Genomic DNA, 20621 nt, shown 5'->3' on the forward strand with positions numbered 1-20621 from the left:
TTAATAAAACCTTTCGTCATAAGTAATAGTCGTAGCTCTACTGGCTCTTAAGCGATTAACACCTGGTTTAAGGTCAAACCAATATGACTGCATAGATAATATTTCTGGTCTGACTGTTCCACTTACTATTATCTTGCGTTTAAGATAATCTATTTCTAAAATATCACCTTGAATAAAGTTATAGTTTAAAAGTATTAGACCGCCTTTATCATTTTCAAGCGTGAAACTAATAGCTGCAGAACTAAAAACCGTTCGACTTTTCCAAGGTGTTTCGACTTGACCAATAACTATGTAATTTGAATATGTTGATGAAACCTCAATATCTTTTGATTTCCCTAATTTAAATGGGACTTCGCATAGAAATGTCAAAGTCCCTCTCATAATATTGAACTCATCTTGTAAATCAATTCTAGCTAATCTTGCCATATAGTAAATATCAGGAAAATGATTAAACTCCAATCTTTTGCTTTCAGATTTCTTTAACCAGCCTATTAAATCAACCTTTAAGTTATCAATACCAGTACCGTCATCTTTAATTATTACAGGAACATCAATATACAACTCTTTAAGCATTGATTTTTTTACTCTGCCACCAAACCTATTATTTTGATGTATTTCATGTTCAATTTCAGTAATTGTTGGCAGAGTAAAATTGACAGAGACATTTAAATAATCTTTTTCTATCCCATTAAATATCATCATACAAATACACCATTATATCTTTTTCCTCTCCCTTGGGTTCTTTTTTGAAATCTTGTTATATCATCTACGGTGGCACGAGCTATTTCTCTACCATCTATATAAATTGGTATCTCAGCAGAAATAGAATCATTTTCATTAGAGTGTGAATTATTTGTATGTATAATTCTTGCATGATTAGAATTAGCTTTACCAGCTTCACGAGCATATTTCATAGAAACATCATGAGGGATTACCTGTGTTCCGTTTGGTAACTTAACTAGTTCTCCACGACCACCCTCATTCATTCGAGCGAAACCACCACCCCAATCATCTGTACCACGTTGCAATTGTGGGATTGGACTTATATTGACTCCAGGAATTTTATTGATTAATCCTATAGCAGAGTTAATGCTACGGATGACAACATTGACAAACCCTTTAACTTGACTAACTAACTTACTAACATTGTCTCCTAGTCCATCAAAGATACCAGATACAAAAGATTTTAAGCCATCCCATGAGCTGGTTATGGCGTTAAAAACATTTTTAATGATATTTGAGACTCCAGACATAATATTAGAGACGATAGATTGTATCTTGTTAAAGACACTTGAGACCTTGCCACTTAATTTTGAAATCGTGTTCGAGATATTTTGAATTGAAGAAGAAATAAATTGCATGATTCCACGAAAAATACCAGAAATAATATTAAAGACTGAGGTAAAAACCCCTGACACAAATGTGGTAATTGGTTTAATTACTTTGAAAATTGATGCTATTACGTTTGCTATAAATGTGATAATTGGAGAAATTATCGCAATAATACTTGAGATTATACCTGCTACAAAAGCAATTATTGGCATGATTGTAGCCATTATATTCGCCATAACGTTAATCACTGTTGTTAATACAGCCATTACAACTGGCATAATAGCTTCAAAAATAGCAATCACCGCACCAATAATAGCAATCAATGCTGGAGCTACCGCTTGGACAATATTTAATATCACGTCCACCATCATCAGTAGAACGGGTACAAGTGCATCAATTATTGTTGATACAAGAGGCATTAATTGTGATACCAGTCCTATTACAGTTGTAACCAATGACATAACAACAGGTACTAATTGCATAAATAAATTTAAAAGAATCGGTAACACAGCCATAACAATGCTCATAAAAGCAGTCCCTAAGTTTATAATAATCGGTATTAATTGCGAAACTACATTAAGAACCATTGGAATAATAGCTGCTGCTAATTGACCTAATGTTTGACCTAATAAATTTAGAATCGGCATAGCCATTGAAGCTATTTGGCTAAATCCTTGAGCTATTTGTGGAGCGAACTCCGATAATACCATCATCGCCAATTTTAAAATTGGATTGAATCCAAAGAATAGAGAAGATAAAGTAGAAACTTCACCACCTGCACCTTGAAATCCACTTATAATACTTGATACAAATTGACCAATGACATCCACTACAGTACTAACAACAGAGGATATTAACTGAAACCCCGAAATAAGCTTATCACCTATGGTTGATGCAAATGATTGAGCACCTTCAATTCCACTACTCCACAAACTTTGAAGTATTGGTGTAATGAAAGCTATCGCAGTAGATATGGCATTTTTAACAGTATCAAACACAGCAAATACTTTACTTCTAAATTCTTCACTTTTAACCATAGCTATTCCAAAAACAACACCTAAACCAATGATTGCACCAGCAACTAATCCAATTGGGCTTAATAAAAATGATGCTAAGGTTGCTAAGGTTCCAAATCCACTCATCAGTGAGCCTATAATTTTCAAAGCGGGACCGATACCTACCAATATAGCCGTACCAATACCAACTGCATGTAAAATAGTACTTTGCATAGATGGAGATAACCCATCAAATCTGGCTTTCATTTCACTTGCCTTGTCCAAGAAGTTGTTAAATGATTCACCAAATGCGACACCAAGTTGAGCGGCTTTATCTTCGACTACTCCTAATGAATTGTTAAAGCCTGTAAGGAGTGGTTTCATTGTTGAAAAAAAGCCACCACCTTTTCCACCAGCATCTAAAAAGTTAGCTCCAATTCTCCCTACTGATGCCCAAATATTAGCTATACCAGCTGTAAATGAGTTTTCACCCATGATTTTAGCAGCACCACCAATATTGTTCTCAATAGCTTTCAAAAAATCTTTAGAAGATACTTCACCGTTAGATGCCATATCTCTGATTGCTTCTGCTGATGTATTGGCTTCGACTGCAAGCCATTGATAGATTGGAATTCCTCTTTCAGCAAGCATATTTAAATCACCTGTATAGGCTTTTTGAGCTGTCTGCACCTTGTTAAAAATTGAACCCATCCCATCCATACTGTCTCCAGCCATCGCTGCAGCGTCACCGGTCAATGACAAATATCTAGTTAATTCTTTACCGGGTTTAATTCCAGCAGCAACAGCACTTGCAGCAGTAGTAGCAGCAGAATCTAATCCATAAGAAGTACCTTTAACGGAGTCTAATGCTGAATTCATTATAATTTCTATATTTTTAGCATCATGTCCTAATCCCATCAACTTTGCTTGAGCTGTGTCAATACCTGTAAGTCGATTAAAACCTTTTACTAAGGTAATACCCGTTAATGCAGTGGTTGCACCAAGAGCAGGAGTAGTTATACTTCTCGTTAATTTATCACCAACGCTATTTAATGACTTACCAATATTATCAAATGTTTTACCAACATTACCTACACGACTTTGTATATTAGATAGTGATTGTTGCGCTTTAGCAAAACCTTTTGCAAATCCACTAGCATCTGCGGTTAGCTTAGCTGTTAATGTGTATGACATTATCTACCTCCTTTCTTAGTGGGGCGTTTTTGTCCAGACATTGAGTAAATTTTATCCACCCATGATTTCCCTTCATTTTCCTCAGTTTGTTTAATAATTGATTCAGCATTTTGATTAAACTCTTTATCAACTTTCTTGCGACTCTTCTTAAATAAATCGATAAACTTTTTGTTTTTCTTTCGTTTTGAGTTTACTATTGCGTTAAGATGAGCGTTACGTGCAAAAGTTGATTCATTAACAACCTTATCCTCATAGGCTTTATATATAAATGCTTTTTCCAGTTCAGTTAGTTGGTTATATTCAGCTTTTGAGTAGTTAAAATTAACAACAAAAAAAGCGAAGTCCCTTACACCTTGATAGGACTTTGCTTCTTCTATCATCTTTTTTTCGTTATCGGTTAACGGCTTTGAGCCACCTTCGTCACCAAAATAGTCATACTCAATTAAGCGTTGTGGAACAAAAAAGCTAAGTCTTCTTCTAATTTTCCGATGATAATATTATTGAGGTTTACATATCCATTTTCTTCAATTAAAGATTCAAAAATGTCTAGTGCTTTTTGACCTTTTACAGTCTTTTCTTCGCTTGTGTTATATAGACCAACACTAAATAATCCCTCCATTAGATGGAGAGACAGCATTCCTCTATTTTTAGTTAACTCTGCCATAAGTGAAATATTATACATACTTTCTAACGTTTTCATTTTTTGTCTATTAAATCTCAAATCTAACACATCATTTTCTACTTTAAACATTTACATTCCTCCGATTTTTATATAAGTATTTTTTTTGATATTAAATTAATCTTCTCCGTTATCTAAGTCTGGTAGTCGATCAGCATCTTTATCTGTTAAATCAACTAATCCACCATTACCCTCAAAAGATGCTGAATAGGTCATAGCGTCATCAAATGGTGCTTCCAAAGAGTAGTCACTAAGGATAGCTAAACCTCCAAACATACCTGTCCGAGTCTTTTGGTTAATGACTTTTAAGCATACAAACTCTCCATCATTAAAAGCTTTAGACAATGCTTTGTGCGATGCATGATCTGCTACATAAAGCCCATCATTATCGATTGACCATTCTTTCATCCCTGCAATTTTCGACTTCCAACCACCCTTGGTGTCTTTACTTGTTACTTCAATTGAGTCTGCCGAACGATTAATAGTCAACCCTTGTTGACCAGCAATAGCAAGTAAATCACTACCTGTGCTATCAAATACAGCCAACACAATATCCTTACCAGCTACCGCTTGAGCTGCACCTTGTGTAAAATCACAATATAAATTATCTTCAAATGCCATTTATATCACTCCTGTTAAATTTTAATTTTAAATCCGTATGACACATTAAAAATGAACCCCAAAACTGCATGGCGTTCATTCGTTTCTTTCTCTATGTAGTTGCTAATAAGACCACTAGATGCTTGTTTAAATAGCTCAAATCCGTCTGGTAAACGTATGTATTCGGTTAAGGCTTCCTGTACTGAGCTTATATTTGCATAATGTCCGATACTACTGTTAGATGGCTCACTTATTACATGCACATGGATAATATACTCATCAACATACATAGTCTTTGTATTTTTTTCAGTCATTCCCACAATCTCTAAAAAAGTGAAGGGGGATGGCTCATTAACTCCAACATTATCAATACACTTTAAATGGGTATTCGCTTCAATTTTATTCTTGAGTGCAACATGCATATCTAAAATAGATAATTTTTTAAGCATATTATCCCTCCTTCATTTTTGAGATTAAATCTTGTTTAAATATAGGTTGTTGGATATTTACATTTGACTGTAAATAATATTGACCACTTACATAGCCACCATTTTTTAAACGATGACCATGCTCTACGTGTGGTGCATAATCCTTTGTATAACCCATAATCCCATTGTTTAAATCAACCCCAACTGACTGTCTTAATTCATTTTTATCTACAGGCGTACCACCACTTGATGGAGACTGAGATGATACGGCACGGTTACGCATCTCTAATAGATTCTTGGCTTCAACTTTTTTAAAGTCAGTCTCACTCTTTTTTTGTAATTGGTCAACTAATGTCTCAATGCCCATCCACTCGTATCTAATTCGCACTATGTAAAATACTCTCTAACGTGCAATATTCTCCAACGAACATAGTCACGTTTATCATTAATAATGGAGTATCGATCGTCACCAACTCTAATAAAGTCAGCTTGTTTAATTATATCAAGTGGTGCATCAGTCATTAGTTTACGTTGAGTGCGTGTAACTTCTCTGTCGAGTAGAGCGATTTCTTCAGATGACCAATTGTTAAATCTACCATCATGTGAGCCAATAACAACAGTGTCATAGATTGGATTACCTAATACATCTTCATCAATTTTCACATTAGCGTAAAAGTCAATTTGCTCAAATCTCATAAAAATCTAACCTTGCTACGAGATGAATCTTCTTCATTTTCAATCATCCGCTTATACTCCAATAGTTCAGTCTCATATTGCTTGATTAAATCATTGACAAATTTTATTGAGAATCCATCTACACTTTCACTGTCAGTTCCTTCGTGCTTCATTATGTGTTTGTTGTACATAGCCGCCACAATTTCAATACAGATTGATTCTAATTGAACAGGAAAAGACTGATCAAACAGCCCAATTCGTAATTTAATACGATCTTGAGCTGTTGTAATCAATTCATTTGCAATTCCATCATCAATATTTGGTATTCGTAATTTTAAACGTTCAATCATGGTTAATCACCACGCTTTATTTTTTTAGTTACTTTCTTTTTTGGTGGAGTTGGTGTTGATTTAGGCTGTTTCACCTCTTTATTTTTTCGATGTCTTCTCAACAACATGAGATTACTCTCCAGAGCCTGTGGCTTGGATTTTTACAACACCAGCATCGTTATAAAGATTTACAGTATAATATTCGTTACCTGTAATTACGACTGTACGATTTAAAATATCCTCATCAGCTTTAATCTCAGGATATTTTTTTAATACAATCTCAACTGCACCTTGCTTTTGTAGATAAGATGTACCTTCAGCTAAACGCTTTGTACGGACAATGTCTTTTACACCAACAAGTTCAGAAACTTGCCCTGAAGTCAATGCCGTTTGACCAGTTTGACCATTAGTATTAAGCAAGGATTTTACTAGCTTAGTATAGTCTTTCGTATTAACGAATAAGATATAATCTTGCTCATCTTCATCATCAAATACATCTACAGCGTCAAGGATAGATTCTGCATTTGTCGCTGTGCCGTTAAATGATAATTGTGTTTCACCTAATGCTGTTAAGTAATCAATCTCAACTTTGTCTTTAAGAGCAAGTAGAATTTGATTCTCCGCTTCTTCCAAAGTACCACTTACATTAGTTAAAATTGCACGTTCTGTAATTTCTACGGCTTTACCAGTCTCTTTTACAGTAACTTTAGTAGTAGACATGCTTAATTTAGTTGTATCCATAGGTAACCCTTCAACTAAATCTTCAGCAGCTCCAATGTAAGCATATTTTGGACGAGTAATTGTATCACCTGGCTGACCAACTAATTTTGTATCAATACGTGCAAATGGTGCAAAGCGAATAGCTTGCGGTAATTTTGCTGAGATAGCATCTGCCATTACCTCAGGGTTTATTAAATCTATAGCTTTTGTTTGTGTCATAATAAATCAAACTCCTTTTAATTGGTTAATTTTTTGTATGTATCATAATCTTTTTTGTAAAGCTCATCTCTTTCGATGTAAGAAAGCTTGTTAAAATCTTCTTTCGTCAAAGTAACAGGCGTTTCCGTTTGCTTTTTAGGTGATTTACCCTTCATTTTTTCAAGTATTTGGGCATCAACGATACGAGCCACTAATGAACTAAAAGCAGATACAGCCACTTTAGTTGCTTCAGCATCTTCTCGCACAACTAATGAAAGAATCTCGTCATCTGCAATAATATTAGAGTCTGCTAACATCTTAGCTGCTTCTCGTCCAAGCGAATATTTATTTTGTGCAGCTTTCAATTCTTCATTTTCACGCTGAAGCTTTTCAAATTCATACTTCTGCTTTTCATCAGCATTCATTTTAGCTAACTTTTCAGCTTCTTCGATTGCCTTTGCTTTGTCTTTTTCAGCTCTAGCTAAACGAGATTGTACAACTTTCTCCAACTCTTCTTGGGTAAAAGTTTTAACTTCGTCTTGCTTTTTTTCTGCTAATTCATCTTCTTTATTTTTTAATTCTTCATCAACAATATTGTTTTCTTCGGGCATAATGGAGATCTCCTTTTTTATACTCTTGTGAGAGTTTATCCTTGCACAGTTATAAGCCATAAGCATGTTTTGGGCATAAAAAATAAGCCTTAGTAGGCTTTAAAATTTATTTCTTTTACTTTTTTCCCATAATGTATGCTGTTTAATTTTTTGATACCAAAATATCTCACACTTATCACAATGATAAGAGGTGACAAAGTTAGTTACTATAAGCAACTCTAACTTAGTACCACAATCCATACAATGCATATAATCCTCCTAATCTAACAAACCATCTAAATTCCCAATAAAAGTAGTTCTACACCAAGAATGGAACGGAGGGAAATTCACTCCTACCTCCATATCCTCAAATCTAAATGTTTGACCATCTAAACTTCTACAAATTTGACTTGTCTTACTATCACGAATAGCAGATATTGTATACTCTGTTACTCCAGCATCAATATAGGCTTTAGTATGGGATTGATTTAATACAAATGATGATTCTGTAAAAACTAATCGTTTAGCATCATACATACCTACTTCAAATCGTTTGGACATAACTTTAGCTGTCTTATAATAATTGTCGCCACGAGCGACAGAATCACGAAATTCTGTTTGCATATAGCTAGACATCTTTAATTTATTTTTCCAGATACGGTCACTAAAATTTTCATCATTTACCCATTTGGTGAATATAGTATCTCTCATGACTTGGTCATTTACAGCCACAAAAGAGTTGCCTAAACCAAGTTCCTTCATTAATTTATTATAATTTTTACCGTATGTATCAAGTAGATGTTTTTCAAGTAAATCATGCTCAATTGCACCTAGTTCCAGTAATTTTAGATTAGTAGAGTAATGTAAGCCTTGTAATCTATTTAGATTATAAATACTTTCACGAACAGGCATTAAATGAGAATGTTGTGGATACTTTACTGCAAACTCACCCATAGATTGATAGAGTAAGTTGCGCTCATCAGTGGATAGTGATTCGAGTAGATTGCGATATTCAATTAGATTATCTTTACCGTATTTGGCAAAATAGGATGCAATCTCTTTCTCGTATTCTTTGGACATACGAGAATACTTTTTGTTTAACTTAACTGTTGCTTGATTATCAGATTTATCTTGATTATCTAACCATTGATTATGTCTATTCTGCCAATATTCCTTATTCTTCTTGGACATTGGCGGCTACTCCAAATGGCGTATTCATGTCATTAGCGAATGTATTAGCTTGATTAGCTTCTTTCGCTGATTCGGCTTGAATTTGGTCTAATTCGTCCTGTACATTATCAACTACTGATAGCATGGATAATTGTGTGCGTTTAGATACTCGCCCAGCTAACATATTGACTGCATTAGCTTCATCAACAATATTGTGCGGCTTATTGTATGTAAATACATAATCAATATCAAGATAAGATTCTTTGTCTACTCCAAAATTAGTAGGAATTGCAAACATCATCTTAAATCTTTGCATTATACCTGCTGTAAATTTCCGTGTTTTTAATTTAGCTACATCGTCCATAGACTTTAACTTATACTCTAATGCAATACCACTCGAAGCACCAAATGACTCATCCGAGATGTTAGCCACCATAGATTTTTGATAGATTTGATCTTCTAAACGATTGATTAAATTTTCTTGTGTTGTGTCTGCGTTCGGCTTATCCAAAAATTGAACAGTGATACTTTTGGAGTCTCCATCTTTTAGATTGATGATACGATTATCACGAATGTTTTTAATTGTTTCTTCATCTAGATCAATCCCCAGCACGGACAAGTAAGCATCGGCAAAATAATCCACATCGTTCGCTTTTTCAGATATAGCTTTGTTATAAGCGTTAATTAATGAGATAACATTCTCAAACGCTGATTGCCGTTCTTCATTTTCTATGTATTCTATAAGTGGTACATCACCATAATAATGTTCACGTTGTTCAGGTGATATTACAATTTCAGACTTGTCGTTAGTAAAAAAATCAGTTTCATCAAAATTAGAGTAAATATTGCCGAATTTATTACCATCTTTATCTGACATCACACGTACACCATATAATGGATCTTGTGAGATAGTGTCATCATAAATAACAAATGCCGATAGTGGATCGAGGTATGTGACACGAGTATTAGCATCTTCATCTTGATAAAGAAACTCATATGCATGACCATAAATAGATGTCATTTTCGATAACTCTGCATTGTTGTCATTTTGACTATTACGCTTGGCAATTAGTTTCATTTTATCTGCAACAGACTTATCTGGATGAACGGTTTTAACTGGATTACCAATAAAATAACCGTTTAATGTATCAACAATGTACTTTGCAAAGTTAACTACTAAACGGTTATCTGGTTTATTCATCTGTTTTTTAGCTTGCTTTACAATATCATGATTACCCTTATACATGTCCATTAAGTAGTTGTATCGTGGTATTCTTGCTGAGTGTAAATCTATGTATTCTTTCAATTTTTCAGATGTTAATTCTTCTTTCTTTTCCATAGTAAATATAGATGGTGCAGTAAATAACATTACTTCCCTCCTTTTTTATAAAGATGTTTTAAATAGTTTAATTACAATGTGATTATTTATGGATTCAGCAATTCCAGTTAAACAGTCAACTGCATCATCGTGTTTGTTACGCTTATCTTTTTGATAAGTTGTAATAGCTTTATAAAACTCTTTCCACCTTATATTCCAATTATGAGGAAAATAAATATGCTTCATGACAAAGTGTGAGTTTGATACAATACGTGCTTTCTTATTTTTAGATTGGTGAAACCATTCAATGACAGTTTTACGTGTATTGTGGTTATCCCATAATAAGCGCTCGACATTTCTTGCAGCACCCTTACCACCATTGTTAGATTCAAATTTAGCTAAGTTTACTTCATTGTCATATAACATTTTAGCTGTAGCAGGTTCAGTCACTTCCATACCTTCTTGAGTATAGTAAACATCGAGAAGGTAAGCTTCACCATTGTATAAACCTGCCACAATCGTACACCAGTAGTCATTACCTTGATCGGCTGTGTCAGTGTAGGATATAATCTGCTCAAACTTAGAGTTACCCTTGTCATCTTGTGGGATATCATCATAGGTGAGTAAGTCCTTATATAGAGAGCCTTTCACATCAATTGGCTCTTGATGGTAGTTGCTTGCAAAAGACAACGGATCTGACTGACGTTTTAAATACAAATAACGCTCCTTAGACAGAACGTCATCACAAAGCATAGTATCTGTTTTTTCGTTGTAGGCTTCCATTTTTAAGATGTACCATTCGTCAGCATCTTCAGAGTCTAGTATGCGACCACACGGATCACCATTAGCCCAACGAGTCATATTCATGATTTCTATAGAGTTGGATTCAGCACGAGAAATAAATGTACCTGTATACCACTTCCATATCTTATCTAATGCATCATCATTAGTGGCAACCTCTATGTCCTTTACTAAATCATCACATATAAGGATATTTGCACCCTTACCTGTAACACCACCACCAATACCAACACCTTTGTATGAGAAGAATGACCCCTCTAATGCCCAAGTTTGGACACTAGCATTACCATCTTTAATTTTAGTTTGTGGAAATACATCAGAGTAGATAATATCAGTGGGAATATTTTTAGTTTCCTTGATTCCATCACGACAATAACGTGAGAAATCTGTAGCCATATCGTCATTATAGGAAGCTGTAATAATCTTATTTTGATTATTAATTCCAAGTAACCACTTAGTAAAGTTAACTAATGTACGTGATTTACCGTGACGAGGTGGAATATTCATCATTAACTTTCGGTAAGGTTTACCAGTTTTTTTATTTATTAATGTACCCTCATATAAGGCTTGAAGCGTGTCGCAAATCTCCTTGAGATATAATCGGTCATCTTGATAAAAGTCTTGCTCTAACGTCATACAAAACTCCCAAAATAACTTACGTGATTGACGTAGTTTCAGCTCACGCTCAATAGCTAACTCTTGTTTAATCTGCTCAATATCAACTGTGCTTATATTATTCACCCCCTGTTTTAAGCATAAAAAAAGACAGCTCACTTTATATGGTGGCTGTCTTACTGTTCTAATTTACGTTTATTAATTTCTTTGTATAGTTTACCTTGAGATATGCCGACTTGTTCAACTATCTCTTTTATACTGTATTCACTACTGTCATACATTCTTAAAGCAACGTTGACTTTATCATTATCTAATTTTGGTCTACCTAGCTTCTTTCCTCTATTTTTAGCACTTTGTAAGCCTTCTTTAACACGTTCAGCAATCATGTCCCGTTCTAATTCAGCGATAACGCACATCATTTTAAACATAGCCTGCCCAGTAGGTGTAGAGGTGTCCATCTTTTCTTTCAAACTGTTAAATATAACACCTTTTTGTTGTAATTCATCGACTATGCTAAGTATATCTAACGTTTTACGACCAATTCGAGAGATGGATTCAACTATCACCGTATCGCCTTTTTGGACACGATCCATTAATTCATTTAATCCTTCTCGTTCACGTTTAGTCCCTGTATATTTCTCTTTGATAAGAATATCATATCCATGTTTTTGTAATGCGTCTAATTGTCTATCTAAATGTTGATCTTGAGTCGATACCCTTGCATAAGCTATTACTTGATTTTTCATTGATTATCGCTCCCTGTATTATTGTTAATTTAAATATAATACAAACGATAATTAATGTAAACCTTTTGTGTAATATTAAATGCAACTATTTTATGTAAAGTAAAAAGCCTATTAAATCAACAATCGACAACTAGATAAAATTATTACATTTAATAATTGTTTTATGTAATATTTAAGCGTTATTTTTAAATTTCTTCTGTTCTTCATAAGCCTTCAATATCTCATCATCTGACATTTGCTCAAATGGATTAGAATGCTCATTTTGTATAATCTGCTTATCGGTAAACATAGCTAAATGTTGACCAAGTAACTTATATGCGTTTAACTTTTCTGTCCGAGTCGCTTCTTTGTGATTAGCAATATCCAAAATTCCAGCTAATACATTTTCAACTGTTACAAGCGAAGCCATTTCAAACTCTTTCTCCTTAGCTTGAATTGCTTTCTTTACTTTAGGAAGTTTTAATATTTGACTCGCCATACTATCAGCACTTTTCTCACTATATCCTGCCTCTAATGCTGCTTTTCTTCCAACTCCACTCTTTAGATAAGCATTCACAAATTTACGTTGTTGAAATGTTAAATCATCTCGTTTGCTCTTTTCAGCTCTAGGCATTGACTTACCTCCTTTATATTAAATTTAACTACTTTTAAGACATTTTCTATAAAAAAACTAACAAAAAACACTACAATTAAAGTAGTGTTTACTTATGATTTTTAATAAACTGCAAGGTTGAAATCATATTTATTAATTTTAATGCATCTACCCTAGTCCATAGACTTGGGTCATCTCTTCCATGCAATATCCAATTTCTATTTATTACAGTCCCTCTTTCATCTGTGAAATCTTTACGAACAAAAATATTACTAATTAAGTATTCTTGCAGTGTGTATGAAACAAGAACCATAAAACCCTTATGATTTTCATCAGACTGCTCTTTCCATTCATTCAACAACCTTTTTCCGATGTTGTCACTATTTGCTATTTTAGAGATTTCGCCTTCAACTATGGTAATTAGCATAGGAATTATTACTCTAAACTTTTCTGTTTCATACAAATGAATACAGTCTTCCAGAACATTTTTCCATTTATCATCTATTGTACTCATTATTGTATCCACTGTAAGCATTAAATTTTTATTAGAATTATATTCAAAATACGCCTTAAAAGCTGAATCAATAAATTCTTGATCCTTTTCCAATAAATCTTCATCTAAATACATATTAGTGTCTATCTCCCCAGTAAGTGTCCACCCATATTTAGAATTGTTTTTTGCCAATTTTTCTATTTTACCAGTATCAATTTCGATTAGTGGAAATTCAAACTTTGGAAATACTATTTTAGGTAATTCTATTTTTGGAATATTAGCAGTTATAGACTCTCTAAATCTTTCAACTAATTTTACCTGCTCACCAATTGCTCTTAGAAACTTAGTCTGCTCATCAAACACTTTAAATAGTTTCTCATTAGGTATCATAAGATCACCTCACTTACAAATCATGCCTGTAACTTACTCCAACTAATTCTTTACTTACTTTACTAGCTTTACGAATAGCCTCTCTTACATCATGTGGACTCTTAATCTGCTTAAGTAACAGCACTGGATCACTCTCATCAGCAGATACAATTTCAATATCGCCCAAATCCATCATTTTATCTTTCATTTTTTGTTTAACAGTAATATCTTTAATTTTAAACAACTCAATATCACTTCTCGTCTCCGTCAATACACCTTGCTTAGTAATTTTCAATCGTTCGTTTGTTAACTCATAATACTCTTTCGGTATATTTAAAAATCCAGCTTTTTTTCCCTTAATACCAAACAAATGATTTTCGAATGCCATAATTGTTTTTTCACTCATATTTAGACCCACCTTTTACCGTATTTTACTATTTATATACGTATATATTCGTGGTTAAGTTGCATTATCCTCTAAAGATTTTATTTATCATCCTATTCTTCCTGATTTAGAGAAATAAAAAAGCCACTCAATCGAGTGACCGCTAAAATTATTTAATTAACTCTCTGTAAAATTCTCTTATTGCACCTGAGTATTCGTACACCCAATTTTCATTCGAATCAGCTTTACTGTTAAGTATCAACACATCTCCACTTTTAAAGTTTACTGTCAAAACAACCTCATTCTGATGTTTAGATGATATCAATTCAATCCTATTGATAAGCTTCTCAAATGATATGATACTAATTTGATTCTCTAAATTAGCCTTAACTAAAAAAACCTTATTTTCAGTTAAAAAAATAAATTCTTTTTCTTCGATGTCATTATATAAGTTCTTCGGATAAAAATTTGTGATCATATTACTATCTATTAACCCATCCAATTCACTAATTAATCTGCTAAACACTCGTGAATACTCAGCTACTCGTCTACTTTTAACATCTTCTTTAAAGTCGTTATAATTGTAGTCCATTTCCCACTCTCCTCTTCCAGCATAACGCTTAATTCTACACGAAGAGACAAAAGTCCTGCTACATATTAAGATAATTAATAGTTTTATAGAATATAATGTAAAATAATCTAGGTAATTACCAAAAAATCCTTCAATTTATACGAACTTTGTAAGATAATAGTATTAGTATTAAATCTTTAAAATATTTTGAACAGGTGGTGAAATTTATTACAATTGAAAATTTCTGAAGAAAAATATATTCAAGAAAGACTTGATGACCAGATTAATTGGTATGACAGTAAAAGTATGGTAGCACAAAAAATTTATAAGCGCTCAAAAATTTTTGTTATTATTCTATCAGCCTCAATCCCCTTGTTAATAGGGTTAATACCAGATTTCAAATTTATTGTAATTTTGGTTAGTCTTATAGGTGTAACAATAACCGGGATCGAAGCTTGGCTAGGATTATCGAAATATCACGAGAATTGGATCGAATACAGAAGTATTTGCGAAACTTTAAGACATGAAAAATACATGTACCTTACTAAAACCGGGGTTTACGATACAGAAATTCCATTCAAGGCTCTTGTAGAAAGAGTGGAAAGTATAATCTCTAAAGAAAATGTAAACTGGGCAAATTTAAATAGTAAGGAAAAAGGAGGAAAATAAAATGGCAAAGAAAGTATTTGTTAGTTATCACTCTGCACTTGAGGATACAAGGTATAAAAACTTATTAGTAGCTTGGTCTAAGAATGATAATGGTTATTTTGATTTAAAATTTGACGACACTTCTGTAGGTGTATCCATTAACTCTACCAATGCAACTTATATAAAAAGTGTGATAAAAGGTAAGATTTCTGATAGTTCAGTATTTCTTTGTTTAGTAGGTGAAAACACACATAATAGTGATTGGGTTAAATGGGAAATTAATAAAGCTGTGGAATTAGGTAAAAAAGTGGTGGCAGTAAAAATTAAAAGTTCATATCAAACACCTGAAAATCTTTATGGTATTGGCGCTAAATGGGCTATGAGTTTTACTTACGAATCAATTAAAAAAGCATTAAATAACTAATAGTTAATCAATAAGTTTATAAGTTTTCTCAAAAATATCTGGTTTAACTGGATACTTTTCGCCATGAACCCCTGTAACTATCCAATCACCAGGAGAAGCTTTCATTGTGCCTTCCAAGGTTTTTATATCCATTTCTTCAGTCACTTGATAAGCTTCTACAACAACTGGTTTTTTTATGAATTTCTTCTTAGAAACCATCAAAACACCTCTTTATATAATTGATTTGTATTTTTGCTAGTTATTTACGTATTAGCTCTAGAGGTGTTTTCCCTTTAATCTAACACTCCAAACCATCAAAGTTACTATCATTTTAAATAGAAAATTAAAATATTATGTATTTATCAATTAGTAAAATAAAAATAAATCTTACCGTCTTTAAAGCTCATTACATGCTTATTCGTTCTAATATCTAGCTTCTGAACAATATTATCATCATGGTCGTAATATCTAGTTATCATATCGATAGCTGATTTTGTAAAATTAGCAGTATCAAATTTTGCAATATGGTCATAAGCAAGATGCATTTTGACTGGTTTACTCCAATCCACATTTAACTCTTCTTCTTTCGGCATTTGAAAATATGGAAAATAATCACACCACGTTTTAAATGCATGTGTTTTGACCCATTTGTTTTTAGTCAGAGACTCATATTGACGATTCTCACTAAATGGGTGATAGTTTATACAATGATACTTATCGATCGGTAACTCTAACTTACTCAATCTACGCTCCAACTGCCTAATCTTCTTCGTCTGAGCCGTTTTATCTCCACCATGCATCTTATTAGTCAATCTAATCACATCATTTTTAATCTCACCAACTAACTCCTGTAGCTGCATAATCTCCCAAGTTCGATAATTCAATACATTATTATTAATACGTTGCTCAATTACATCAATAATAATGTTACACATAGTGATACGATCCTCATTTTTTATTCGCTTCGTCTCACGCTCAATTTTACTCAACTCACAAAATAATTTGTACTCACCAGGGATATCATCACACGACATAAACGTCTTTCTAATACGGTACTTACTATACTTTACATTAAATGCTTTTGCTTGCTCCTCTGCTGATACTCGTTCTAATGTTGCACCTTGGTTCATTAATTATCAACGTCCTTTTTTGGGTAGTAGCGTATACTTGTACGCTCTGTTCAACCTCATCTATTTGTGTAATAAAAAAACTTGAGCTATAGCTCCCAAACTATAGCTCACGCTACTACACAAGGGTTGACGAGACCCAACAGAAAGCACAAAAAGCGTATGACACCTAATTTAATAACTAGATGCCATACAAAAAATGGAGGTAAAAATTTAGATAAAATCAGGAATTATTGGCTAGATAACTCCTCGCCAATTTACAATCACTCTCAACGCTATCACCTGTTCTATTAAGTAAATTATAAATTGGAGACAAATTATCTATTTTAGGGGTTGTAAATAGAGCACAAAATGTGATAAATTATAATTACGGAATCGTATGCAGTTGTAAAAATATAAAAAGAGAGGATTACTTCCTCTCTAATTCTTCACGATCTATTAATCTGCAAAATTCTTTCATGCACTTATCTAAATTAGGCTTATTGACCGCTGTCACAATCAGCTTTCTTTTTTTACTCGTTCCTATCTTGTTAATAGTTTTTTTATATTCACCTGAGGAATGATTCAAAATAATTAACCCTCCTTAGATTTTGTTTTTATATCAGATGGAGAAAGATAAAATCCGAACTTTATGATCTATTAACGTCATTACCTTTCCTTTAGAGGGGATTTTCGTATAAAAATAACACCTCAAAATTATCCCATTTTTAAAGGCTTTTTGAGGTGTTATCATTTTATTTTTTAAAATTCATCAGGACACTTTTTCTGTCTGCTTTTTACTCTGCCTACTTTTACGTTTTCTCACTGCATCTAGGTGTTTATTTCGCTTAATCTGACACATTTCACATCTGATTTGTCTCTCTTTTGTTATCTCAACCTCACATTTACAATCCAAACATTCTAATTTATTATGTACATTTCTATTTATATTCCACACAATAACATGACCAAACGCATCCCATAATAAGTTTTTATTTTTACTTCGCTTTTCGTATAAGTATTCCACTAATACATCTGCAATAAAAACATCATCATTCTTTATTAGGCGAAGTTGCTTGCGTATATCTTTAATTACTCTAAATTCAACTTTCCTCATACTTTTACCTTGCAGCCTAGATTCTTTCTTTATTGCCCAGTGTTTTTTGCGGTTTAATTCATCATACTTCTCAATAATATTTACCGCTAACTTCGAATTAATATTTACACTCTTGTTATATAGTAGATTACTATAATCAAACGTTCCAACTACATCTTTAAAGATAATATGCTTACTGGTAGGTGGAATAATTTTATCCCTCTCAAGTCTATTGACTACACTGTTATTAATTTTAGCTACATTCTTTTTAGATTTATTTTTTGCGCTGATAAAAAAGTGAGGCACTCTACCATTTGCAAACTTTTTAATTTCTTTATCGACTTCATTCGGTCTTGTTGGCATCCACAAAGTCTTAGCGTAATCAATGACAGCATTACTTTCTAGGCACAACCATTTTACAACTCTAACCGCATTTTCATCCACTGCACCAGAGTTCCACACTTTAGTAATTTGATTATTTACCGTACCGATATTTTTTTCGTACGCTGATTTTAGGCTATTAAATATTATTTGATTGTCGATAATATCTGGTTGAGCACTCTTTAAGCTATATTGCAAAGGCACAACACCTTTAATGTTCCTCTCTACGATATTGATCCATTTTTCATCGCTCACGATCAACGCTTCGTCTCCATCTACATCAAACATTAATAGCTGACTAATGAGCGATTCTACACTAGTATAAATACAATTAGTAACAAACCATTCCTTAATATCTTTATTGACTTTATTAACGTTTATACTGTGTTCCTTGTACAAGTGAGGGGATCGAAGCACGTCTAATTTTTGACCGTCATCATATAAACTACAACTTACTTCTCCATCATTCAGCAAACCTTTGGGTTGGTCGATATTTAAAAACAACTTCTCGCAAAATGCGTATGTATCCGGAGCAATAAATACTCGTTTATTGCCACTCAATAACAACTTTCCACTCTTGGCACGCTTTATTAACGCTCGTCTAGTTTCCTTCATTTCCTCTTTGGTATGCTCATCATTTACTAAATTAGGATATAGATCAATTGCTTCTTGGAAGCTATTTTTATGCTCATTCTCATCATTTGCCCCGAGAACATCTAATATCACATCCAAATCATTACCAAACTTATTTATGTTATGTACAGTCTGACTAGCTATGTATTCCAACTCACTATTTGAAACATCAGTTAGAGTTTGTAAAACTTGATAAGATAACAGTTTATCATCAAAACCATCTTCATCCACTTCTTCCATTGCGATTGCAGCTTCACAATTAAATTCATTAAATGCCGTTCGGTAATCATCCCAACTTTTATCTTTATCTTCTCTATTAATAAAGTAGCCCCATGCCTTAAATTGACTTTTAGTAAAAATTATAGAGATATCATCTTTTATCACATTCCACTCTTTACCATATATATCAGTTACAACTGGAGAAGCACCAGGGTTTTCATTTATAAATTTATCGAAAGGTGTTGGAATTAATAGACCTTTAAAAAACGGTAAACGTATCTGTATCGCTTTATTTGACACAGATGGTAAACATATCCCAGCACCATCTGTATGAGTAATATCAACAGGATAATTTTTTTTACGATTAATGTTATAATTTTCATCAATATAATCTACAGTTCCAAAAACTGAAGTTTCCAAATCATCCACAACAATACAGTTTTCAATATTGAATCCTTCCCACTCCACACTCGCTGTCATACTTAGTGCCGTATAAGCATTATATTTATTGGGATTCATGCCGCCATTTTTATTGATACGTTCACGAGTCAACCCAGCAAATAAAGAAGATTGAACCTTATCCAATACTGACTTCTTGATAAATACAGACTTTTTATTTCTAATCCCTCCAGCACTTGATGTGAAGTAGCAATATTTTTCACCAGATGCATTAGTAAATCCATTAACAACAAGTTTTTCAAATATTTTATAACGATATGCTCTAATCATAATAATATCATCTGTTGTCTCATCTTTATTAATTCCTAATGCTCTAGTTAAAACAGAATCAAATTGTGATATTATATTACTTTCGATTAAATCTTGATTTCTCAGCGTGCGAATACCTTCAAATTGGTCAGCCATTTTATCTAATTCAGCGACAATATTAGTGATTCTATTATTGTATGGTTCAAACAATTGCTTTTTCAGCTTATTAATTTGTTTTTTGTTCCGATTGATAGCCGTTAATTCTTCAATAATTCGCTCTTCCAGCATCTCATTAAATCCAAAAAAATAAAAATTATACAATGGTGCAGAGCGAGCAACATTAGCAAAAGAGAAAGCTTTATAATATTTTTCGAGATCCTTATCTTCAATCACTCTAGTTGATTCAAGTTTATTTAGAATATCTTTATACAATGACATCCCTAATTCTAATGTCTGCTTTTCATCATGGATCTTTCTTTCCTCATCACTCAAAAAACTCTCCGTAGATAAACTATAAATATAAATTTGATCCTGTAAATTTTCCGCCAAATATTTCACTCTCCATTTTCAATTTTAATATGATCAATATTCCCTTTCCTGTGCGTCAAGCACAGCGGTATGGAGAAA

General features: G+C 33.0%; 25 protein-coding genes. 2 read left to right on the top strand and 23 right to left on the bottom strand.

The features are described 5' to 3' along the window. From AZF04_RS00815 to AZF04_RS00905, 19 genes are all read right to left on the bottom strand, one after another. Positions 1–702 (bottom strand): distal tail protein Dit, encoded by a 702-nt coding sequence (locus AZF04_RS00815; RefSeq protein ID WP_061947160.1) that lies wholly within the window; start codon positions 700–702, stop codon positions 1–3. Further along, the gene (locus tag AZF04_RS00820; RefSeq protein ID WP_061947161.1) at positions 699–3521 is read right to left on the bottom strand and encodes a tape measure protein; all 2823 of its coding nucleotides are present in this window, start codon (positions 3519–3521) and stop codon (positions 699–701) included. The genes AZF04_RS00815 and AZF04_RS00820 overlap by 4 nt, the downstream gene beginning before the upstream one ends. Continuing rightward, the gene (locus AZF04_RS00825; RefSeq protein WP_061947162.1) at positions 3521–3901 is read right to left on the bottom strand and encodes a hypothetical protein; all 381 of its coding nucleotides are present in this window, start codon (positions 3899–3901) and stop codon (positions 3521–3523) included. Before AZF04_RS00825 ends, AZF04_RS00820 begins: the two co-directional genes overlap by 1 nt. Before the next feature lie 62 nt (positions 3902–3963). Next, positions 3964–4272 (bottom strand): hypothetical protein, encoded by a 309-nt coding sequence (locus tag AZF04_RS00830; RefSeq protein ID WP_061947163.1) that lies wholly within the window; start codon positions 4270–4272, stop codon positions 3964–3966. A 45-nt stretch (positions 4273–4317) separates the two neighbouring features. Beyond that, on the bottom strand, positions 4318–4821 hold the full coding sequence (locus AZF04_RS00835) for a phage major tail protein, TP901-1 family (protein WP_061947164.1): 504 nt from the start codon (positions 4819–4821) through the stop codon (positions 4318–4320). A 14-nt stretch (positions 4822–4835) separates the two neighbouring features. Continuing rightward, positions 4836–5249, bottom strand: a complete 414-nt coding sequence (locus tag AZF04_RS00840; protein ID WP_061947165.1) for a DUF5072 family protein — start codon at positions 5247–5249, stop codon at positions 4836–4838. 1 nt (position 5250) lies between these two features. Continuing rightward, on the bottom strand, positions 5251–5616 hold the full coding sequence (locus tag AZF04_RS00845) for a hypothetical protein (protein WP_061947166.1): 366 nt from the start codon (positions 5614–5616) through the stop codon (positions 5251–5253). After that, entirely contained in the window at positions 5616–5924 is a 309-nt protein-coding gene (locus tag AZF04_RS00850; RefSeq protein ID WP_061947167.1) for a hypothetical protein, read from the bottom strand. Before AZF04_RS00850 ends, AZF04_RS00845 begins: the two co-directional genes overlap by 1 nt. Next, entirely contained in the window at positions 5921–6253 is a 333-nt protein-coding gene (locus tag AZF04_RS00855; RefSeq protein ID WP_061947168.1) for a phage head-tail connector protein, read from the bottom strand. Before AZF04_RS00855 ends, AZF04_RS00850 begins: the two co-directional genes overlap by 4 nt. 111 nt (positions 6254–6364) lie before the next feature. Beyond that, positions 6365–7171, bottom strand: a complete 807-nt coding sequence (locus tag AZF04_RS00860; protein ID WP_061947169.1) for a N4-gp56 family major capsid protein — start codon at positions 7169–7171, stop codon at positions 6365–6367. 17 nt (positions 7172–7188) lie between these two features. Continuing rightward, positions 7189–7761 carry a DUF4355 domain-containing protein gene (locus AZF04_RS00865; RefSeq protein WP_061947170.1) on the bottom strand — a complete coding sequence of 191 codons (573 nt, stop codon included), beginning with the start codon at positions 7759–7761 and terminating at the stop codon, positions 7189–7191. A gap of 258 nt (positions 7762–8019) precedes the next feature. Continuing rightward, positions 8020–8931: a minor capsid protein gene (locus AZF04_RS00870; RefSeq protein ID WP_061947171.1), complete on the bottom strand. Its 912-nt coding sequence runs from the start codon at positions 8929–8931 to the stop codon at positions 8020–8022. Beyond that, complete coding sequence (locus AZF04_RS00875; protein ID WP_061947172.1) at positions 8915–10279, bottom strand: phage portal protein; 1365 nt, start codon at positions 10277–10279, stop codon at positions 8915–8917. Before AZF04_RS00875 ends, AZF04_RS00870 begins: the two co-directional genes overlap by 17 nt. Positions 10280–10294: 15 nt before the next feature. Next, positions 10295–11665, bottom strand: a complete 1371-nt coding sequence (gene terL / locus AZF04_RS00880) for a phage terminase large subunit (RefSeq protein WP_082795203.1) — start codon at positions 11663–11665, stop codon at positions 10295–10297. 155 nt (positions 11666–11820) lie between these two features. Continuing rightward, the gene (locus AZF04_RS00885; RefSeq protein ID WP_061947173.1) at positions 11821–12390 is read right to left on the bottom strand and encodes a recombinase family protein; all 570 of its coding nucleotides are present in this window, start codon (positions 12388–12390) and stop codon (positions 11821–11823) included. Between the two features lie 172 nt (positions 12391–12562). Continuing rightward, positions 12563–13003 (bottom strand): terminase small subunit, encoded by a 441-nt coding sequence (locus AZF04_RS00890; protein ID WP_061947174.1) that lies wholly within the window; start codon positions 13001–13003, stop codon positions 12563–12565. An 88-nt stretch (positions 13004–13091) separates the two neighbouring features. Then, a complete protein-coding gene (locus AZF04_RS00895; RefSeq protein ID WP_061947175.1) occupies positions 13092–13865 on the bottom strand; it encodes a hypothetical protein in 774 nt (257 codons plus the stop codon). Positions 13866–13878: 13 nt separating this feature from the next. Next, on the bottom strand, positions 13879–14250 hold the full coding sequence (locus tag AZF04_RS00900) for a PH domain-containing protein (protein ID WP_061947176.1): 372 nt from the start codon (positions 14248–14250) through the stop codon (positions 13879–13881). A gap of 148 nt (positions 14251–14398) precedes the next feature. After that, on the bottom strand, positions 14399–14821 hold the full coding sequence (locus tag AZF04_RS00905) for a DUF3908 family protein (RefSeq protein ID WP_061947177.1): 423 nt from the start codon (positions 14819–14821) through the stop codon (positions 14399–14401). Positions 14822–15034: 213 nt separating this feature from the next. On the opposite strand from AZF04_RS00905, the gene AZF04_RS00910 reads away from it, so the two are divergent. Next, positions 15035–15469 carry a DUF4231 domain-containing protein gene (locus tag AZF04_RS00910; RefSeq protein ID WP_201030524.1) on the top strand — a complete coding sequence of 145 codons (435 nt, stop codon included), beginning with the start codon at positions 15035–15037 and terminating at the stop codon, positions 15467–15469. A gap of 1 nt (position 15470) precedes the next feature. Next, the gene (locus tag AZF04_RS00915; RefSeq protein ID WP_061947178.1) at positions 15471–15872 is read left to right on the top strand and encodes a TIR domain-containing protein; all 402 of its coding nucleotides are present in this window, start codon (positions 15471–15473) and stop codon (positions 15870–15872) included. A 3-nt stretch (positions 15873–15875) separates the two neighbouring features. Here the strand turns inward: AZF04_RS00915 and AZF04_RS00920 are convergent, their stop codons facing one another. From AZF04_RS00920 to AZF04_RS00930, 4 genes are all read right to left on the bottom strand, one after another. Continuing rightward, positions 15876–16070 carry a hypothetical protein gene (locus AZF04_RS00920; protein ID WP_061947179.1) on the bottom strand — a complete coding sequence of 65 codons (195 nt, stop codon included), beginning with the start codon at positions 16068–16070 and terminating at the stop codon, positions 15876–15878. A 143-nt stretch (positions 16071–16213) separates the two neighbouring features. Further along, positions 16214–16981, bottom strand: coding sequence for a hypothetical protein (locus AZF04_RS00925; protein ID WP_061947180.1), 768 nt, complete (start codon positions 16979–16981; stop codon positions 16214–16216). A gap of 406 nt (positions 16982–17387) precedes the next feature. Further along, the gene (locus tag AZF04_RS21075; protein WP_156479500.1) at positions 17388–17546 is read right to left on the bottom strand and encodes a hypothetical protein; all 159 of its coding nucleotides are present in this window, start codon (positions 17544–17546) and stop codon (positions 17388–17390) included. 183 nt (positions 17547–17729) lie between these two features. Next, complete coding sequence (locus AZF04_RS00930) at positions 17730–20543, bottom strand: hypothetical protein (protein ID WP_061947181.1); 2814 nt, start codon at positions 20541–20543, stop codon at positions 17730–17732. Positions 20544–20621 lie beyond the last annotated feature (78 nt).

The organism is Alkalihalobacillus trypoxylicola (assembly GCF_001590785.1).
In the GTDB taxonomy this organism is placed as follows: domain Bacteria; phylum Bacillota; class Bacilli; order Bacillales; family Bacillaceae_D; genus Alkalihalobacillus; species Alkalihalobacillus trypoxylicola.

Excerpts from the sequence above, each read along its gene's own strand:
- AZF04_RS00860 (WP_061947169.1), bottom strand. The coding sequence starts at position 7,171 with ATGACACAAACAAAAGCTATAGATTTAATAAACCCTGAGGTAATGGCA.
- AZF04_RS00855 (WP_061947168.1), bottom strand. The coding sequence starts at position 6,253 with ATGATTGAACGTTTAAAATTACGAATACCAAATATTGATGATGGAATT.
- AZF04_RS00835 (WP_061947164.1), bottom strand. The coding sequence starts at position 4,821 with ATGGCATTTGAAGATAATTTATATTGTGATTTTACACAAGGTGCAGCT.
- AZF04_RS00900 (WP_061947176.1), bottom strand. The coding sequence starts at position 14,250 with ATGAGTGAAAAAACAATTATGGCATTCGAAAATCATTTGTTTGGTATT.
- AZF04_RS00865 (WP_061947170.1), bottom strand. The coding sequence starts at position 7,761 with ATGCCCGAAGAAAACAATATTGTTGATGAAGAATTAAAAAATAAAGAA.
- AZF04_RS00920 (WP_061947179.1), bottom strand. The coding sequence starts at position 16,070 with ATGGTTTCTAAGAAGAAATTCATAAAAAAACCAGTTGTTGTAGAAGCT.
- AZF04_RS00870 (WP_061947171.1), bottom strand. The coding sequence starts at position 8,931 with ATGTCCAAGAAGAATAAGGAATATTGGCAGAATAGACATAATCAATGG.
- terL (WP_082795203.1), bottom strand. The coding sequence starts at position 11,665 with ATGACGTTAGAGCAAGACTTTTATCAAGATGACCGATTATATCTCAAG.
- AZF04_RS00840 (WP_061947165.1), bottom strand. The coding sequence starts at position 5,249 with ATGCTTAAAAAATTATCTATTTTAGATATGCATGTTGCACTCAAGAAT.
- AZF04_RS00905 (WP_061947177.1), bottom strand. The coding sequence starts at position 14,821 with ATGGACTACAATTATAACGACTTTAAAGAAGATGTTAAAAGTAGACGA.
- AZF04_RS00925 (WP_061947180.1), bottom strand. The coding sequence starts at position 16,981 with ATGAACCAAGGTGCAACATTAGAACGAGTATCAGCAGAGGAGCAAGCA.
- AZF04_RS00895 (WP_061947175.1), bottom strand. The coding sequence starts at position 13,865 with ATGATACCTAATGAGAAACTATTTAAAGTGTTTGATGAGCAGACTAAG.
- AZF04_RS00915 (WP_061947178.1), top strand. The coding sequence starts at position 15,471 with ATGGCAAAGAAAGTATTTGTTAGTTATCACTCTGCACTTGAGGATACA.
- AZF04_RS00830 (WP_061947163.1), bottom strand. The coding sequence starts at position 4,272 with ATGTTTAAAGTAGAAAATGATGTGTTAGATTTGAGATTTAATAGACAA.
- AZF04_RS00820 (WP_061947161.1), bottom strand. The coding sequence starts at position 3,521 with ATGTCATACACATTAACAGCTAAGCTAACCGCAGATGCTAGTGGATTT.
- AZF04_RS00885 (WP_061947173.1), bottom strand. The coding sequence starts at position 12,390 with ATGAAAAATCAAGTAATAGCTTATGCAAGGGTATCGACTCAAGATCAA.
- AZF04_RS00875 (WP_061947172.1), bottom strand. The coding sequence starts at position 10,279 with ATGTTATTTACTGCACCATCTATATTTACTATGGAAAAGAAAGAAGAA.
- AZF04_RS00825 (WP_061947162.1), bottom strand. The coding sequence starts at position 3,901 with ATGATAGAAGAAGCAAAGTCCTATCAAGGTGTAAGGGACTTCGCTTTT.
- AZF04_RS00850 (WP_061947167.1), bottom strand. The coding sequence starts at position 5,924 with ATGAGATTTGAGCAAATTGACTTTTACGCTAATGTGAAAATTGATGAA.
- AZF04_RS00815 (WP_061947160.1), bottom strand. The coding sequence starts at position 702 with ATGATGATATTTAATGGGATAGAAAAAGATTATTTAAATGTCTCTGTC.
- AZF04_RS00890 (WP_061947174.1), bottom strand. The coding sequence starts at position 13,003 with ATGCCTAGAGCTGAAAAGAGCAAACGAGATGATTTAACATTTCAACAA.